The sequence below is a fragment of the Arthrobacter sp. CAN_C5 genome (assembly GCF_017875735.1).
Lineage (GTDB): Bacteria > Actinomycetota > Actinomycetes > Actinomycetales > Micrococcaceae > Arthrobacter_D.
On sequence record NZ_JAGGMZ010000001.1, the window covers coordinates 2,336,685 to 2,352,464 of the forward strand.

A 15,780-nucleotide genomic window follows, 5' to 3' on the forward strand; every position below is an offset into this window, starting at 1 on the left:
GAGAACGGGATTGTCCATGGTCCACTCCTTCGCGGTCGACCGTTCAGTTGGCTGGGAGTCGGCGGCCTGCGATGAGCAGCCAGAAGATGATCACAACCTCACCCACAAACATGAACTGGGCGAAAACGGCGGAGAAGTCCGGAATGAAGGCCATACCGACGGCATCGGCCAGGTATCCGATGCCTGCGATGGCGAGCAGAATACCGAAGACCTTTGGCACGAAACCCGATCGGAAGGCCAGATAGCCGACGAGCAGGAGGGAGATGCCGAACAGGCCCTGGCTGATGACCCAGATGGTGTTGAACGACTCCAGCACCGGGAGGGCGGCTTCGGGATCGCCGAGGAGCGAGAACCCGATCAAGAGTTGACTGAGGGCAACCACTAACAAGACCGCGTAAACGGATCTCATCCAGGCGGCCGCCGCCGAGACCCGACGGTTCACCGGTTTGAACAGTGTGTACATTGCCCCCGCCACGATGATGTCGAGCAGGGCCACGATGAAAAAGCCGCCGACACCCACGAAGAACAGCAGTGGGGCGCCGGAGATGTTAAGCGCGGTCTGGTCGGGGTCACCGCGTGCGATCAAGGGGACAATCGCGCCAAAGTTCGCGAAACCAGCAAGCACCGCCATGATCGCGAGTCCGAGTCCTGCCACAATCGCCGCAGTTCGTGGCGACCAGGTGGTGAAGTTCATCGGGCGTTGCAGGACGTTGGTCTTGCTCGAGTAGAGCGAAGTGCGGTTCACTTTCGTATCCTTACGTTGTAAGCTGATGATGTAAGTACCATACGTCTACGTGGTAAGGTTGTCAATAATTCCAGACGGAGAGATTATGACGAGGCGATCGAGCAATACTGGCCCAGCTTCACGCGGCCGCCTGAACCGGGAGCTAGTGCTGAGCGCAGCAATCGCGCTTGCCGATGACTCGGGTATCGAATCATTGACGATGCGCAGGCTCGGGGAAGAACTCGGGGTGGAGGCGATGTCGCTTTACAACCACGTCGCTAATAAGGAAGACCTGTTCAACGCCATGGTCGATGCCGTGTTCGACGAGATCGAACTGCCCTTGCACAGTGACGATTGGAAGACGGCGATACGCAAGCGATCGGTCTCGTTCCGCGACACGCTGTCACGCCACCCTTGGGCCACCGCATTGAAGGACTCCGGGACCAGCCCGGGGCCAGCCACCCTCCGGCATCATGACCGTGTCATCGGCACGCTCCGGAACGGCGGGTTTTCTTTGACTATGGCAGCCCATGCGGTCTCGGCATTAGATAGTTACATCTACGGATTCGCGATGCAGGAGAAGAACCTGCCGTTTCACACTGAGGAAGAGACGGCTGCGATGGCGCACGTCATGCTCGCCCAACTTCCCGTCAACGAGCACCCGTATCTCGCCGAGCTGACGGCGGAGCATGTACTTCAGCCGGGCTATTCCTATGGCGACGAGTTCCCGCTCGGCCTCGAGCTCCTCCTCGACGGCCTCGAAGGATGGCCCGAACGACGCCCCCGGGATCGGCAGCCATCAGGAGTGTTGATCAAGAGCGGCCGATGACGGACACGGCGTATTTCTGGGTGTGACGCTTGGGGCGCGTTTCGGCGAGCTCATGCTGCAATGGATTACTCCCAGCGGCGGGGGCGACAGCCGCCAAGGATCACTGGGTGCAGTTCGACCTGCGTAAGTTCGCTGTCGGTAAGGAACGGCCTACGTGCCGTCCCAGGAAGGTGCCGGAAGCGCTGCGCCGCAGACGACGGCTCTCACCGTGGCCCTGGCAGAAGCTATGGAACAACGCGCCGAACGGCTCGGCGGTCGGATGGACGTTTTCGCGTTGATGGCGTTGGACGAGCTAGCGAACGTGGCCCGGCGGGCTGGCCTCCTCGATCAGTTCAGCCACTGCGGCTCTCGCAGGATCATCGTCATGGTGGTCTTGCAGTCCTGGTCACAGGGTGTGCAACTCTGGAACGAGGACAACATGCGCAAAATCTGTCAGCGGCCAACGTCAAGGGTGTGCGGCGGCGGTGTAACCAAAGATGGTTTTTTGCGTGCTCTCTCTGACCTGATTGGCGATTACAGCTACACCACTGTTTCGCGCTCCAACGGTAAGAACGGTGCGAGCCGCTCACGGCAAGAATGGAAGGAGCGAATTTTTGATGTGTCGAACCTTGCAGCACGCGACCGTGGCCGCGCAGTGGTGCTGGCTTCCGGCGCTCCCGCGACACTGCTCAAAACCCGGCCCTTGCTCAATGGCAAACACAAAGAGGCCGTAGAAGCCTCGATAGCCCTGAACGCGCCGGCCCGTAAAGATGATCCACCAGAGAATTCCCGGATCTATGCCGCGAATGGAGATAAGTAGCCCATGACTGAGATAGATACGTTTGCTGACCTCTCCGCGCCGGGCCAAGCACCGGCTGATGCTAATCCGGCAGACTCAGCATATGCCCCTGCGGAGGGTGCGCCTGCAGCACTCTCCGAAACGAACCCGAAGTCAGTGCCCACCTCACCTGACGCCGGAACACGTCCGGGACAATCACACTCCGGGAAATATTATTCTCTCAACACCTCGCTTACCATACCCCCGTGGGGTATAGTGTTGTTTTGCTGCACGGTCTCTGTGCAACCCCTGGTTGCACAGAAACCATTGAGGCAGTTCTCTTCACACCATGCCTCAATTCCAATCTGAACCTAACAACTTCATTCCGCGGTTCCCGGCTCCCGAAAGGTGAAGTCAGATGCCGTAAATACCCCAACCCCCTAGGAGTAAAAATGTCTATTCTGCAGCAGCCGTCGGCTACACGCAGATGGTTCGCCCTCGCACTGATAGCCACCGCACAGTTCATGGTCATCATGGACACCTCAATCATCGGCGTGGCCTTGCCCAAGATGCAGGAGGACCTCGGTTTCTCCCAGGAAAACCTGTCCTGGGTCTTCAACGCCTACGTCGTCGCCCTCGGTGGGCTGCTGTTACTTGGCGGCCGACTTTCAGATCTATTCGGTGCACGACGAATCTTCGCCACAGGGTGGATAATTCTGCTCATCGGTTCCGTGGTCGCCGGCGCCGCGGGCACTGTATCCGTTGAACTCGCAGGCCGTGCCATTCAGGGCCTCGGATCGGCCTTAATCGCACCTTCCGCGCTCACTTTGCTAATGATGCTCTTCGGCGGAGAGCCGAAACAGCTTACGAAAGCATTGGCCATCTACGGCGCGGCGGCACCGGCGGGCGGAACTGCAGGAGTATTTCTTGGTGGACTCATCACTGAATACGCCTCCTGGCCGTGGGTCTTCTACATCAATATCCCCATCGCGGTCCTGGCCGTGGCGCTGACTCCAGCTCTGATGCCTGCGGGCAAGGCCGGTAAAGGATCCGTGGACTTCCTGGGAGCAATCACCGTTACCGCCGGAATCGGAGCCGCGGTCTTCGCCATCGTTCGCGCACCCGAGGTGGGTTGGGGATCAGCCGAAACCTGGCTCATCCTGGCCGGCGCCGTCGTACTGCTCGGTATCTTCCTGGGTCTCCAAGCACGGCTGAAAGACCCCCTGATGCGGCTCGGAATTTTCCGCACCTCCAATCTCGGCGCAGCAAATATAGCTCAGGTGCTCCTCGGCGCGGCGTGGATCCCCATGTGGTTCTTCCTCAACCTGTACCTACAGCAGGTCCTTGGCTATAGCGCTTTCCCCAGCGGCGCAGCACTACTGCCGATGACAATCGTGATCATGATCGGAATGATTGTCCTCGCACCACGGATGATGAACCGCTTTGGACCAAAGAACATGATTGTAACCGGCCTCGCCGTCCTGGCCGTGGGAATGGGATGGCTCTCCCTGATCCGCCCGGACGGATCCTTCTGGGTTGACGTGCTGCCAGCCTCGCTAGTTGCAGCCCTCGGCATGTCTCTGGCATTCATACCATCGCTGGGAACGGCAATCTCCAGCGCGCGGCCTGAGGAAGGCGGACTCGCTGCAGGCATCGTGAACACCAGTTATCAGGTGGGCTCGGCACTTGGACTAGCGGCCATGACCGCGGTCGCAGCCGGTTTCGGCGCTGACCAGCTCGGTGACCCCGCAGCCCTAACCAATGGATTCTCCTCGGCGTTCATCGGTGCAGCCGTCATCGCCCTGGCCGGCGCCATCCTCGCCGCGCTGACACTGCGCACCCCGGGACACCACAGAATCAGCGAATCCGAATCCCCCGCTGCATCCGCCCAAAAATAGCCGTAACAACCAACCCCATCAACCCAACCACACACCAACAAGGAGAAATAATGTCCACCCCACAGCTTTTGATCGCCTATGACGGAGCCGCACGGGACGCGCGGATCTGAGCAGGATGAATCTGTGTGGTCATGAAGGTGGGGCCCGAAACGCACTACGGAGTTTCCAGCCCCACCTTTCCTGCAAGAAGCTGCATAAAAGGTAGTGGTCCCTCAGCATCACAACCTCAGCACGGCCTTGGGAACCGCGGTTGTCCGGTCATGGCCCGCCCGCATAGCCTTGGGCGAACGAACGCATTCCGGGTCTGAGTCGGTTCCTGCCAATCTGCTCCGTGGGCCGGATCATCAGGTTCGGGTGGTCGCCTGTTGTGGTGATCGGCTGCTCCCGTTCGCCGCTGCTGACGAGCTCACCGAACAGCTCATCATTCCGCTTGTCGACTCGCTCGGCCTGAAAAGCGGGCAACCGGTCATTGCCATCGTCAACGGTCTTGGCGGGACTTACCCATTAGGGCTGTCCATTATCGCCCGCCGCATGCACGAGGTTCTCCATGGCCGCGGCATCACCGTCGCCCGATCGCTCGTCGGCTCCTGATATAGAACGGCTTGCTGGCTTCCACACGTTTCATACCTAGTCTTTGGGCAAAGAACAGCGGCAGGCGGCCTTACCTCGTGGAGCTTCATAGGTTCCTGGTGGGCAGACCTGCCCGGGTGGGCGCCGATCGACGGTGGATTAGCGTCCTGGCGTAGGGGAGCACCACGGCAATCGTGGCGGCGATGAATACCAGCTGTATGAGCGTCCGCGGCAGGAGCGCCGTGGCGGGAGCCCCGTTGACCATAAGTTCGGCCAGTGCGGCGTAGACGTTCGCCGGGAAGATGGCCACAAGAAGCAAGGCCAGTCCACCGGCGGCCCACGGTGCCGTCCGACGGTGGAGGAGGCCGGCGGCTCCAAGCAGTTCCAGCACACCCGTCACTGTGACCAACAGTGCGGGATTGGGCAAGGCGGGCGGCACCAATGCCACGAGTTCCCCGCGCATGCCATTGAAGTGGGCCAACCCGGTGAGGGTGAACATGGCCACCAAGCCGCCTCGCAGGCTGGTGTGCAACGACTGGAGCGGTTTGATCCCTATAGCACCAGCGGTACGCAGCAGGACGGTAACGGTCAAGAGTGTAATGAGTGGTGCCATTGTGCGCTCCTTCTAGAATCATCTCGATTTTGTGGGTTCGGCTTTTGTCGTTTCCGGGCCGGTGCGTTGATTTCGTTCCCCGGAATCGCTAGTCGCGGTTGGGGTCGAGAGTGCTGACGACGTTGATCGACAGCAGCGTCATCCCCAGGCTCCCAACTTTCCTGAGCAGGCCATGCAGCGCTGCTTGATCGGCTAGTAGGCCGGAGAGGAGTGTCGTTCCGTCAGTGTCGATAGTGACGGTCAGGCCTTCGAACCAGTCGGCCCACTCGGCATCGATATGGCCATCAATTCGGATTTCGTACCGGGCTGGTTCGTCCAGTCCGGTTGGCCAAGAGTGTTTCCCGTTCATTGTGTTCCTATTGCAGTCAGTGGTGGGGCACTGGTCGATTGGCAGTGTGAAGGTTCCCTTTCCGCAATCAGGCCGTTGAACGCCGCGTTGGGTGCAGCTGCTCGAGGGGGGCTGGCAGCTGCGTAGTCCTCCTCTGCTCTGACCAAAGCGAGTATCCGAGCCAAACCAGCGCTACCCCGACAGGAATGGCGAGGAATCGTTGGGTTTCGTCGGGGAGCACGCCGGCCAGCGGTGTAACGGCCGACGCAGCGATCAATAGGATCGCTGCCCACCGCGAGAGGATGCGGGCACGGAGCAGCGCGACTCCGAAGACCACGCCGCCCGCGACGTAGAACACGACTCCAACAAAGGGGACTACGGCCAGTGCACCGAGATCGGTGTGGGCGGTGTGACCGGCGAAGAGCCCCACGAGGTCCTCAGTGAGCTCTGGCGAGTTTGCCGCGGTGAGAGGCGCGATGAACGCTTCAGCGAAGGTGAACGCAGCTTGCAGGACGAAGAAGAGGCTGAACAGGCCATACCCGATCAAGCCAAGGAGACCGGACTCGCGCACCTGGCGAAGGTAAATCCCGGTCAAGCCAGCAAGTCCGAGCACAGCCATCGTCAGGCTGAGTGTGTGCACTACGAACCAAGTGGTGCCGGTGACCGAGTCGAGATCATCGCTTGGATGGAGGGGTTGGATCAGAACGTAGATCAGCCCGGCCAGCATTGCGGCTGCAGCGGCCCCGCAGGTCAGGGCGGACGGCGTAACTCTCATGGTCATTGCGCTCCTCGTTTCGTATCAACCCGAGCGATTGCCGGGGGGCTCGATTCGAAATGTACGGATGCCAGTGGTGATGTGACATCACCACACATGGTGATTGGTGTGGTGATCTCACCCGCAGCGCAGCCTTAGAGCAGCCCCTGTTCCTGCGCCCGGTGCACCGCAGCTAAGCGGCTGTTGACAGTAAGTTTGCTGAAGATGTGTTTCGTGTGGGTTCGGAGGGTGTTGAGCGAAACGAAGAGTTCGCGGGCGATCTCCGGGCCGCTCAACTGTGTCGCCAGAAGCCGGAGCACGTGGAGCTCGCGCTCGCTCAGTGCTTCCGTTTTGGCGGACGCATCGGGTGGTGGGATTAGGCTTGGCACCGACGCGTCGCGATACCGATCGAAGCGGCCACTGGCATCGCCCTGTTGCGCTGAGGCCGGGAAGAGGTCCCGCAGTCGCAGGATTTCGTGGACGCTTCCCCATCGACCCGCTTCCTCCGCCGCGGTGAGAAGCCGTTGCAGTAGGGCTGCCGCCTCGCCATGCGCACTTGCCGTCGCGTTGGTTGCGTGTTGCGCAATGAGCAGTCTAACGAGTGTGGCGTGCTCGTACTCGCGCAGGTATGTGACGTCGTCGGTCGCAGACACATCGTGCGCTTCTGCCCACTCCCATGCGTCCGCCAGCCGCCCCTGCGCGATCGCGATCCGAGCGCGCATTGCTCCTATCGGACGTACCTCAGGTAGAAACCCTGGCAGGTAGCATCGTTCCGCCTCGGTCAGCAACTCGAGTGCCGCGTCCGGATCTCCCTCAGCCTCCCTGATGCGGGCCATGGCAGTGAACCACCGGTGACGGCTTTCTGGTAGCGCGGCGGTCGCACCCATCGCTTTGCTCGCATCTAGGTGCTGGTTGGCAGCGGCTAACTCGCCGTCATCGAGGCAGAGCTCTCCGAGGCCAACATGGAGGTCGCCCGCCGCGGGCTCACGCTCCGCGATTGCGAGTTGGAGCGCGTGCTCATATGCGCGGCGTGCGTCGTCCCGGCGGCCCTGCACGATGAGCATGTCTGCCATCACAACGGTGCTGCCGAGATAGTCGGCCGTGTGGCCCGCCAGCTGTAGGCTTGCCCTCGCGTCGGCGAATGTTGTCACGGCTGTCCTGAGGTCCCCCTTGGCCCACAGTGCGAGCCCTAACAGGCCTGCGGCCGAACCTCGCCCAATGTGGTCGCCGGGCAGCGCTAACTTAAGAGCACGTCGGGACTGCATCTCCGTCTCGTTGACGTCGCCGCGCGCCTGGGCCAGCGATGCCCGGTAGACGGCGACCGTAACGGGCAAGTTCCGAAGATCCTCATTACCCAACGAAGCATGATCCTGGGCTTCCGCCTCTGCCAGTGCGCTCAGCGCTCGCTCCGCATAGGAAAGCCAACGGTCGACGCCTTCCAAGTCGCCGGAAACTAGCAGGGAATGCGCGGTGAAAACGCTCAGGACGGGCATTCGGCTTGTTATCTCATCCGGCAGTTGTTTCAACCAGCCGAGCAAGGTCATGTCCTGGCGTCGGCGGCGCATATCGGGCAGTACGCTCCTGATGAGATTTGCGGCTACCTCAAAGTCGCCGGCTGCCAGCGAGTGCCTGACAGCATCTTCAGGCAGGGCATTGCGATCATGCCAGTCGCTGGCTAGGCGGTGCAGGGTGAACACACGATCCTGATCCTCGCGCAGTGATCGCGCGCGCAGCACGTCCGCGAAAAGGTGGTGATAGCGATACCACTCGCGCTTATCATCAAGGGGCACCACGAACAGGTTGTCGCGCTCGAGGGCTTCTAGCAGTTCGCTGCTGTCTTCGCGGCCGCTCACTGCCTGGCAGAGCGGGCCGCTTAATCGGTCCAGAAAGGCCGTGTGAAGAAGGAAATCGCGCACGTGCTCAGGCTGGCGCTGCAGCACCTCTTCGCCTAGGTAGTCGATGACGAATCGGTGACTTCCTGCAAAGGCTTCGATGAACCCAGCGATGTCCGAGCGCTCCCGCATCGAGAGGGCGGCCAACTGCAACCCCGCGATCCAGCCCTCGGTGCGGGTTTCCAATGCCTCGATGTCTCCCGCCGAAAGCGCAAGCCCCATCACTTCGGTGAGGAAGCTAGCGACTTCATCCCCAGCGAACCGGAGGTCTGCGGCGCGCAACTCCATGAGTTCGTCCCGGCTGCGCAGCCGCGCTAGCGGGAGCGCCGGATCCGAGCGGCTGGCGACAACGACGCGCATATTGGCTGGCAGGTGGTTGAGCAGAAAAATCAGTGCGTCCCGAATGTTGGTAATTTCGATTGACTGGAAATCGTCGAGCACGAGGATGATCGAATTGGGTGATTCGGCAAGCTCATTGAGCAGCGTGGTGAGTATTGCTTCGACCGGCACGACGGTGGCGAGATCCCTCCCGACACCAGGATGGGCACGTTGCAAAGCCGCAACGAGATAGGTCATGAAACGGGATAGGTCACTGTCGTCTTCGTCGAGCGACAACCATCCGACGCCCGCCTCTGGGTCGCGTTGCCGGAGGTGGTCAATCCAGGCGCTAAGAAGCGTCGTCTTGCCGAAACCTGCAGGGGCGCAGATGAGCGTCAACTTGCAGTGGGACTCCACCGAAAGCTGCAGTCGTTCGATCAAGCGCGGACGCGCAACGGCCGGTGTGCGCGGGAGTGGGATGAAGAGCTTGGTCGCGAGGACCGGTGTGGCCATAGTGCTATTTTAGGGGCTAATTGATTATTTAGTTGGCATGTCGCAGTTTTTAAGGGTGTAGTTCCATTCGGGGTGCCCATTCATGTTTAGTGAGGGCCCCGGTGTGCTGCAGTGGAACCATTTGCTGGTCGAGTTCTTTCTCGCCGGTGGGCCAGATACTGGTGTCCAGTCCAGCCTGGACGGTTAGTCAGGTTTTGGTAGTGGAAGCGGCGATGGAATTGACGATAATTTCGTGGCTGGTCAGCGGCTGGCCACGCCAGTTCATGGAGATGTGGAAGAAGAGCTTGTGCTCGATCTTGTTCAATTTACTGGTGCCCCGCAGCAGGTGGCAGACGGTGATTTTCAGGCCCGTTTCGGCGATCAGGGCGGCAAATTCGGTTTCCAGAGCCGGGTGCGGTAGCCGTTGGCGCCGCCTCCGTCGACGGTGATCAGCAAACGGCGAGCACCTGGGTGGTTCGGTGTGGCCGGTGGTGTTCCACCAGGAGCGGATGGTGTTCACGTCGAACGCTGCGGTGTCGTGGTCGGAGCCCACCGCTACCCACCCGGTGTTGGTGCCCACGTCATAGACGCCGTAGGTTTGGCCTAGCCCTTTTCCTGTCGATGAAATCGTTAACCTTGACTGTTCGGCGTCTTCGGCCGGGCGCCATTGGGTGCCCTTGTTCTTGAATTCGCCAACCAGTTCCTTCTTATTGGTGTCCACGGAAATGACCGACTGATGGTCCTGGAGGTGGCCGGAGGCTTGGGCGTTGAGGTAGGCGAATTGCTCATCCCTGTCCGGGTGCCGCCCGCCCCTGAGTGTCTTGGCGTTTCCCCGCAAGCTGAAGCCGTTGTCCTCAAACAGTTTCGCCGCGCTCTCCGCTCCGTCCCGGCGTTCTCGTTCGAGCTCATCGCCGACTTCGCCGTCGAGAGGGGGTCATCCCTGACAACGGGGATTCGGAGTCCCCTCAGCGGGTGGGTTCCAGCACCAGCAACGCCGGGACCAGCCCGGGGGTGATTCTCGGTCACGGGACTTGCGGCCCACCCCGGGCCTGCCGATGCCAGTAAGCGGGGCGGTACCGGCTTCCAGTTCGTTGACGGCCCGGGCCCCGCCGCCGCGATCCCACCCTTGCCCAGGGAACGGGCCTCGGCCGCCAGCATCAGACGCGTGGCCTGCTCATCGAGGTGGGGCAGGATCGTGGCGAACTTCGCCCGCAGCGAGTCGAAAACTTCAGCGGCAACGGGCATACACACACTTATTTATGGGTGGGACTGAGCGCCCGCGTCCAGCCCACGCCCTCGCGCATACAACTCAGGGGCCGTTAATCACCAGATGTGGTGATGCCCCGTCACCACAACCATCCGTAAATTCAATCGTGCCCGGTCGGCGTTTTTTCGAGCGGGCTCACCACCCCACCCGTCATCTGACCCAGAGAAGTTGTGCCATGCATAAGTCACTAACGCGAGCGACCTCACTGAGGCTTGTATTCGTCATCTCAGGATTTATATCTGCGATCGTGCTCCTCGTCAACGCGGCAAAGCGTGCCGAGATACTTGCGCTCAGCCCTGCCACCCAACTCGTCGCACCCCTTGCCCAACTCATGGCCATGGGGCTCGTCGTGGGCATTGGGCTGCTGCGTGAATTTCGGACAGCGGAGTTAGTGTTTTCTCTTACGCTGCCTGGTGCGGCTGCTGGTAACTGTAATGGACATCGTTGGGGTACTGGTAATCGAGGGCGGAATGCCGCCGCCGGCTGTTATAGAACCCTTCAATGTAGCGGATAACGTCCTTGCGGGCCTGCTCTTTTGTGGCGTAGACCGTGCGGTGGACTCGCTCGTTTTTCAGTGCTGAGAAAAACGATTCCGCGGCGGCATTGTCCCAGCACACCCCGGTGCGGCCCATGGAAGAACGCATGCCCAAGTCCTTGACAAGGGTTCGGAACGAGCCGGAGGTATAGACGCTGCCCCGATCTGAGTGCCAGGTAGCGCCGGGCCGGATCATGGTCGTGGCGGCGGCGTTGCGCAACGCGGTTTCGACGAGCTCGGCACGCATGTGGTCGGCGATGGCCCACCCGACCACACGTTTGGAATAACAGTCGATCACGGTCGCCAGATAAATGAACCCCTGCCACGTGTGGATGTAGGTGATGTCCCCGACGAACTTCACCCCGGGCTCGGTGGCGGTGAAGTCTCGCTTGACCAGATCCGGGATCAACGCGGCAGCCTCGACATCGGCTTCGGTGGTGTTCCGGAACGGGCGCGGCCCCTGTCTGTCAGCATTGGGTGAGACACCGCCACTTTTCCCACTGACTCCTTAAGGGCGAGATTTGGAAACCGATTCCCTGTGAGCACCGCACTTGCTTCCCCCACCACCAACACCGATGGTGGAGCCATGTCCGATCCCGAAAAACCCAGGGCAGAAAGGCCCCTCCGCCGCTCCTTCACCCCAGGGGAGAAACTCTCGATCCTGGAAACCTACGAGTCCCTCGACGGCCCCGGAGCCAAGGGCGCATTCCTCCGCCGCGAAGGCCTGTTCTCCTCCCAAATCACCACCTGGCGCCGGGCACGCGACGCCGGCGCCCTCACCGGCCTCGCCACCGCCGCCAGACCGGCGAAGAAGAACAGCCCCGAAGCCCAGCTTGAGGCCATGAAGGACCGCGCCGAACGGGCCGAAGCGAAACTCGGACGGACCGAGGAGGCAATATCGGTGCTGGGAAAATTACACGCTCTCTTGGAGGACATCTCCACGAGGGCGGACAACGAGAAGCCGTGAGCGCCGCCGTGGACGAGGCCTTCACAGCCCTGACCGGGCTGCTGCCCGTGCGGAGAATCTGCGCCCTCACGGGACGGTCTCCCGCCACGCACTACCGGTCCCTGACCCCGAAGGTCCACGGGCCCACACCCCGGCGCCCGGCACCGGTAAACAAGCTCACGGATGAAGAGGTCGCGCAGGTGTTGGACCGGTTGAACAGCGAGGAGTTCGCCGACAAGGCGCCGGCCCAGGTCGGGGCGATCCTGCTGGACCAGGGCACCTACCTGTGCTCGGAATCAAGCATGTACCGCATCCTGCGCGGCCACGGCCAGGTGCGTGAACGCCGACGCCAGGCCACCCACCCGGCGAAGAAGAAACCCGAACTCGTCGCGGTGAAACCCAACGACGTCTGGTCCTGGGACATCACCAAACTCCCCAGCCCCATCCGGGGCGTCTACTACGACCTGATGGTCATCATTGACCTGTTCTCCCGCTACGTCGTGCACTGGCACATCACCACCCGCGAGTCCGGGCTCGGCTCCAAGGACTTCATCGCCGACGCGGTCATGATCCACGGCACCCCGGGCGTGATCCACGCCGACCGGGGGACGTCCATGACGTCCAAACCGGTCGCCGAGCTGATGATCGATCTGGGCATCGACCGCAGCCATTCACGGCCCCGCGTTTCCAACGACAACCCGTATTCCGAGGCGGCGTTCAAGACCACGAAGTATCACCACTCCTACCCGGGGCGGTTTGGCTCCCGCCAGGACGCGGTCGCCTGGGCCAACGAATTCTTCCTTTACTATAATTTCGAACACCGCCATTCCGGGATCGGGCTGCATACCCCCGCGACGGTCTTCGACGGCACCTACGCGGCCATCCAGGGCCGCCGGGCCGCGGTGCTCCAGGACGCCTACACGGCGAACCCGCACCGGTTCGGTCAACCGCCGGCGCCGCCGGCGGGCCCCACGGCGGCGTGGATCAACCAGCCCCAACAAAGCGAGGTCCCCACACACGCCTAACCACTTAGCTGTGTCTCAAACGCCTTGACAGATTCCGGGCTGGCAGGCAATAAGATTTTCATCACGCATAATTCTTCGCGCCAACTCCGGCGAACACTCAATGCCAGCGGCGGCCAGGTCGGCGTGAACACGCCGGTACCCGTACGTGCCGTCGGAATCGTCGAAGAAGCCCTTGATGAGGGCTGCAAGGACGTCCCTGCGGGCTGCTGTGGCCGATTGAGGGCGCTTGAGCCAGTTGTAGAACCCGGAGGTTGAGACGGCTAACCAAAGGCACATCTTCGTCACTGGATTGGTCTCGGCCGGGTCGTTTCGTTGGGAGTCGATGTATTCAAACTTGCTCACTACCGCTGCTCCCTCGCGAAGTAAGCGCTGGCTTTTTTCAAGAAAAGATTCTCCGCCAGCAGCTCCCGATTTTCCTTCTCAAGCACCTTCAGCCTGGCCAGCTCGGCGCCGGTCGCCGCGGCATCAGGACTGTTGTGGGTCTCCCGGTACTTGATCAACCAACGGCGCAGGGTCTCGGCGCCAATGCCATAGGACTTGGCCACATCCACCACCGGCTTGGACGTGCTGATAACTTCACGGCAGAGATCATCCTTGAAGTCCTGGGTATACGAACGGCGTGATCTTGATGCAGACATGCTGCTGGTCTCACTTTCAGTAGAACCCCCATTTTAAGAGGGCTCACTGTCCTAAATCTCCACAGCAGTCCACATTTTCGTCGCGACGCCCGCCATTCGGGGTCGACTCGGCTCTATCGGGGTCCTTCTTTACGGCGCCTCGCTCGTTGGGCTGGTCGGGGTCGAGTTTGTCATCAACCTCGTGTTTCCCTACGTGACACCCGAGATCATTGGGGAATTGCGGACCGGACCATTGGGAATAGCGCTCACGGTCGTATCTATCGCGTTCCTCACTGGCACGTTGGTCTTTTACGCCGCGTTGTGGCGCGTAGCCCACTCGCCGAAGCTGGCGACCATCATCAGCGTCGCCAGTTCAGTGCCCATTGCGTTGCGCACGGCGTTCCCTGAGGTGGTGCTGCAGTTGGGTCTCGTCGGCTTGGCTGTCGGAGTTGCGATGCTCAGCTTCTGGCTCATCCGCAGCGGGCGAGCAACGGCGAATCCTCTGGACTCGCCAACTCACGCGATCGCGTAACGCTGGCGACGGGTGCTCACCAATGACCACGCCAACCACCACAGAGCGCACTGGGGAGAAACGCCGCAGAGCCCAGTGGCCCGCCCCGGCCGGGCTGATTCTCCTTAGCCTCATCCCCATCATTCAGGGTGCCTTTAGGCTTACTGAGTTGACCGGTGGCACCGAGATTACGTTGCAGAATGCGAGGTTCTTCGGGTCGCCCATTCCCGTGGTCACGCACATTGTCAGCGGCACCGTGTTTGCCCTCCTCGGGGCTTTCCAATTCGTTCCCTCACTTCGCGGCAGGCGGGCGTGGCACCGAATAGCAGGACGGGTCTTGATACCGGCCGGCCTTCTCGCCGCGCTCTCCGGCCTGTGGATGTCGCTGTTATACGCGCTTCCCGAGAGTGACGGCAAACTATTGCTCGTGTTTCGCCTCGTGTTCGGATCAGTGATGGCTGCGAGCATCTTCTTTGGGATTCGCGCAATCCGTCGACGAGACTTCGTCTCACACAGCGGTTGGATGACCCGGGCCTACGCACTTGGCGTCGCAGCGGGCACCCAAGCGTTCGTGCTCGCACTCTGGATCATATTCGTCGCCCCGACCGACGAAACGAGCAGGGCGCTGCTCATAGGTCTTGCCTGGGTGATCAATCTCGCGGTGGCCGAGTACATCATCCACCGCGGCACTGTGCGATCGGCCCGAGGGGCGCGCAGGGCGTCCCGCCAGAAACCGATCTAGGCACTTCGGTACGAGTAGAGACAGAGCGAGAACACAGTTTTGACTGCAATAGTACCCACGCGGACGGTCGCTCGGCCGACGTGAATCAACACCCCGAGAAAGAACTGACATGACCAATCCGTACGAGTGGTTGCAGAGCTTCATCGAGCAGGTGCCCAACATCCTCCAACCGCTGATCGTCGCCGTCGCCGGCGCGGTCCCCTACATCGAGGGGGAGGGTGCGGCGGCCTTCGGAATCATTGGGGGAATAGACCCCATCGTCGCAGCGATCGCCGGCGCCACGGGAAACATCCTGTGCGTCCTAGTCGTGGTGATCCTGGGGTCGCGCATCCGCGAACGCGTCGTCGCGCGGCGCACGGCGACAACCGAAGAGACGAGGGCCGAGGGTCCCGTAGTCGTGGATCCCTCCGGCCAGTCAAGCGACGGCACCATGGGCGACGTGGCGACGCCCGAGACCGCTGCGGTCAGCGTGCTCGAGCAGCCCGCGGACGATCCGAATGCGAACCCGACGAGGCGCGCAAAGGGCCGTGTGCGGCTCCGTCGCTGGATGGTTCGGTTCGGGGTCCCCGGTGCGAGCATCCTTGCTCCTCTCGCCCTCCCGACGATGCTGACCGCCGCGTTCTTCGTCGGGTCGGGTGTCGCGAAGTGGTGGGTCATCCTCTGGCAGGTCGTCGCGATTGTCCTGTGGACGAGCGCGGTCGCGCTCACTGGGACCGGCGTGCTCGCACTCCTCGGATGGTGAGGGTCGACCGGCATCCCGGATCCCCGAGCGTCCCGACACCCGCGGGGATCGTAGAGACGACGAAATACACGATGTCGAGACATGGGAGAGGAGTACAGGCATGAAGATCTTGGTCGGAAGCGTCGGTAATGCCGCCGATCCTCCAGCGGGACGCTTGCTGGCCATGCCGGTTTCATAAGGGAGCACCCACAGATTTCGATCAATCGAGCCGTAAGCCACT

Annotated in this window: 16 protein-coding genes and 2 pseudogenes; 9 read left to right on the forward strand and 9 right to left on the reverse strand. The window is 61.5% G+C overall.

The window, feature by feature from the left end:
- Positions 1–43 precede the first annotated feature (43 nt).
- On the reverse strand, positions 44–745 hold the full coding sequence (locus H4V95_RS11015; protein ID WP_209730476.1) for a DUF4386 domain-containing protein: 702 nt from the start codon (positions 743–745) through the stop codon (positions 44–46).
- 85 nt (positions 746–830) lie between these two features.
- Here H4V95_RS11015 and H4V95_RS11020 point away from each other — a divergent pair, with 85 nt between their 5' ends.
- From H4V95_RS11020 to H4V95_RS11035, 4 genes are all read left to right on the forward strand, one after another.
- Positions 831–1,553, forward strand: coding sequence for a TetR/AcrR family transcriptional regulator C-terminal domain-containing protein (locus H4V95_RS11020; RefSeq protein ID WP_209730478.1), 723 nt, complete (start codon positions 831–833; stop codon positions 1,551–1,553).
- Between the two features lie 154 nt (positions 1,554–1,707).
- A complete protein-coding gene (locus tag H4V95_RS11025; RefSeq protein WP_312884011.1) occupies positions 1,708–2,352 on the forward strand; it encodes a TraM recognition domain-containing protein in 645 nt (214 codons plus the stop codon).
- 410 nt (positions 2,353–2,762) lie between these two features.
- Positions 2,763–4,208, forward strand: a complete 1,446-nt coding sequence (locus H4V95_RS11030) for an MFS transporter (protein WP_209730480.1) — start codon at positions 2,763–2,765, stop codon at positions 4,206–4,208.
- 354 nt (positions 4,209–4,562) lie between these two features.
- Positions 4,563–4,799, forward strand: a complete 237-nt coding sequence (locus H4V95_RS11035) for a dihydroxyacetone kinase subunit DhaK (RefSeq protein WP_209730482.1) — start codon at positions 4,563–4,565, stop codon at positions 4,797–4,799.
- A gap of 85 nt (positions 4,800–4,884) precedes the next feature.
- Here the strand turns inward: H4V95_RS11035 and H4V95_RS11040 are convergent, their stop codons facing one another.
- The 6 genes and pseudogenes from H4V95_RS11040 to H4V95_RS11065 form a co-directional block, all read right to left on the reverse strand.
- Positions 4,885–5,391, reverse strand: a complete 507-nt coding sequence (locus H4V95_RS11040; protein ID WP_209730485.1) for a DoxX family membrane protein — start codon at positions 5,389–5,391, stop codon at positions 4,885–4,887.
- A gap of 88 nt (positions 5,392–5,479) precedes the next feature.
- The gene (locus H4V95_RS11045) at positions 5,480–5,740 is read right to left on the reverse strand and encodes a hypothetical protein (protein WP_209730488.1); all 261 of its coding nucleotides are present in this window, start codon (positions 5,738–5,740) and stop codon (positions 5,480–5,482) included.
- Between the two features lie 67 nt (positions 5,741–5,807).
- On the reverse strand, positions 5,808–6,500 hold the full coding sequence (locus H4V95_RS11050) for a hypothetical protein (protein ID WP_209730491.1): 693 nt from the start codon (positions 6,498–6,500) through the stop codon (positions 5,808–5,810).
- Between the two features lie 128 nt (positions 6,501–6,628).
- The gene (locus H4V95_RS18400; RefSeq protein WP_245345670.1) at positions 6,629–9,196 is read right to left on the reverse strand and encodes a LuxR C-terminal-related transcriptional regulator; all 2,568 of its coding nucleotides are present in this window, start codon (positions 9,194–9,196) and stop codon (positions 6,629–6,631) included.
- Between the two features lie 187 nt (positions 9,197–9,383).
- Positions 9,384–10,070: pseudogene (locus tag H4V95_RS11060) on the reverse strand (ISAzo13 family transposase); the annotation flags it as partial.
- 773 nt (positions 10,071–10,843) lie between these two features.
- Positions 10,844–11,434 (reverse strand): annotated as a pseudogene (locus H4V95_RS11065) (IS3 family transposase); the annotation flags it as partial.
- Between the two features lie 81 nt (positions 11,435–11,515).
- Between H4V95_RS11065 and H4V95_RS11070 the strand changes: the two are divergent.
- Both H4V95_RS11070 and H4V95_RS11075 read left to right on the forward strand, forming a co-directional pair.
- Positions 11,516–11,944 carry a hypothetical protein gene (locus tag H4V95_RS11070; protein WP_209730493.1) on the forward strand — a complete coding sequence of 143 codons (429 nt, stop codon included), beginning with the start codon at positions 11,516–11,518 and terminating at the stop codon, positions 11,942–11,944.
- Positions 11,941–12,948, forward strand: coding sequence for a DDE-type integrase/transposase/recombinase (locus H4V95_RS11075; protein WP_209730496.1), 1,008 nt, complete (start codon positions 11,941–11,943; stop codon positions 12,946–12,948). The genes H4V95_RS11070 and H4V95_RS11075 overlap by 4 nt, the downstream gene beginning before the upstream one ends.
- Before the next feature lie 15 nt (positions 12,949–12,963).
- On the opposite strand, the gene H4V95_RS11080 is transcribed toward H4V95_RS11075, so the two are convergent.
- A complete protein-coding gene (locus H4V95_RS11080; protein WP_209730499.1) occupies positions 12,964–13,290 on the reverse strand; it encodes an IS3 family transposase in 327 nt (108 codons plus the stop codon).
- Positions 13,290–13,586, reverse strand: a complete 297-nt coding sequence (locus H4V95_RS11085) for a transposase (RefSeq protein ID WP_209730502.1) — start codon at positions 13,584–13,586, stop codon at positions 13,290–13,292. The genes H4V95_RS11080 and H4V95_RS11085 overlap by 1 nt, the downstream gene beginning before the upstream one ends.
- 193 nt (positions 13,587–13,779) lie before the next feature.
- Between H4V95_RS11085 and H4V95_RS11090 the strand changes: the two genes are divergently transcribed.
- The 3 genes from H4V95_RS11090 to H4V95_RS11100 all read left to right on the forward strand — a co-directional run bounded on the left by H4V95_RS11090 (position 13,780) and on the right by H4V95_RS11100 (position 15,560).
- Positions 13,780–14,097 carry a hypothetical protein gene (locus H4V95_RS11090; protein WP_209730504.1) on the forward strand — a complete coding sequence of 106 codons (318 nt, stop codon included), beginning with the start codon at positions 13,780–13,782 and terminating at the stop codon, positions 14,095–14,097.
- A 22-nt stretch (positions 14,098–14,119) separates the two neighbouring features.
- Entirely contained in the window at positions 14,120–14,818 is a 699-nt protein-coding gene (locus H4V95_RS11095; protein WP_209730506.1) for a DUF2306 domain-containing protein, read from the forward strand.
- A gap of 109 nt (positions 14,819–14,927) precedes the next feature.
- Positions 14,928–15,560, forward strand: coding sequence for a small multidrug efflux protein (locus H4V95_RS11100; RefSeq protein ID WP_209730509.1), 633 nt, complete (start codon positions 14,928–14,930; stop codon positions 15,558–15,560).
- The last annotated feature ends 220 nt before the right edge of the window (positions 15,561–15,780 follow it).

Bases quoted from the DNA above. Each gene is read 5' to 3' on its own strand.
- H4V95_RS11095 (WP_209730506.1), top strand. From the start codon at position 14,120: ATGACCACGCCAACCACCACAGAGCGCACTGGGGAGAAACGCCGCAGA.
- H4V95_RS11020 (WP_209730478.1), top strand. From the start codon at position 831: ATGACGAGGCGATCGAGCAATACTGGCCCAGCTTCACGCGGCCGCCTG.
- H4V95_RS11045 (WP_209730488.1), bottom strand. From the start codon at position 5,740: ATGAACGGGAAACACTCTTGGCCAACCGGACTGGACGAACCAGCCCGG.
- H4V95_RS11030 (WP_209730480.1), top strand. From the start codon at position 2,763: ATGTCTATTCTGCAGCAGCCGTCGGCTACACGCAGATGGTTCGCCCTC.
- H4V95_RS11050 (WP_209730491.1), bottom strand. From the start codon at position 6,500: ATGACCATGAGAGTTACGCCGTCCGCCCTGACCTGCGGGGCCGCTGCA.
- H4V95_RS11085 (WP_209730502.1), bottom strand. From the start codon at position 13,586: ATGTCTGCATCAAGATCACGCCGTTCGTATACCCAGGACTTCAAGGAT.
- H4V95_RS18400 (WP_245345670.1), bottom strand. From the start codon at position 9,196: ATGGCCACACCGGTCCTCGCGACCAAGCTCTTCATCCCACTCCCGCGC.
- H4V95_RS11100 (WP_209730509.1), top strand. From the start codon at position 14,928: ATGACCAATCCGTACGAGTGGTTGCAGAGCTTCATCGAGCAGGTGCCC.
- H4V95_RS11040 (WP_209730485.1), bottom strand. From the start codon at position 5,391: ATGGCACCACTCATTACACTCTTGACCGTTACCGTCCTGCTGCGTACC.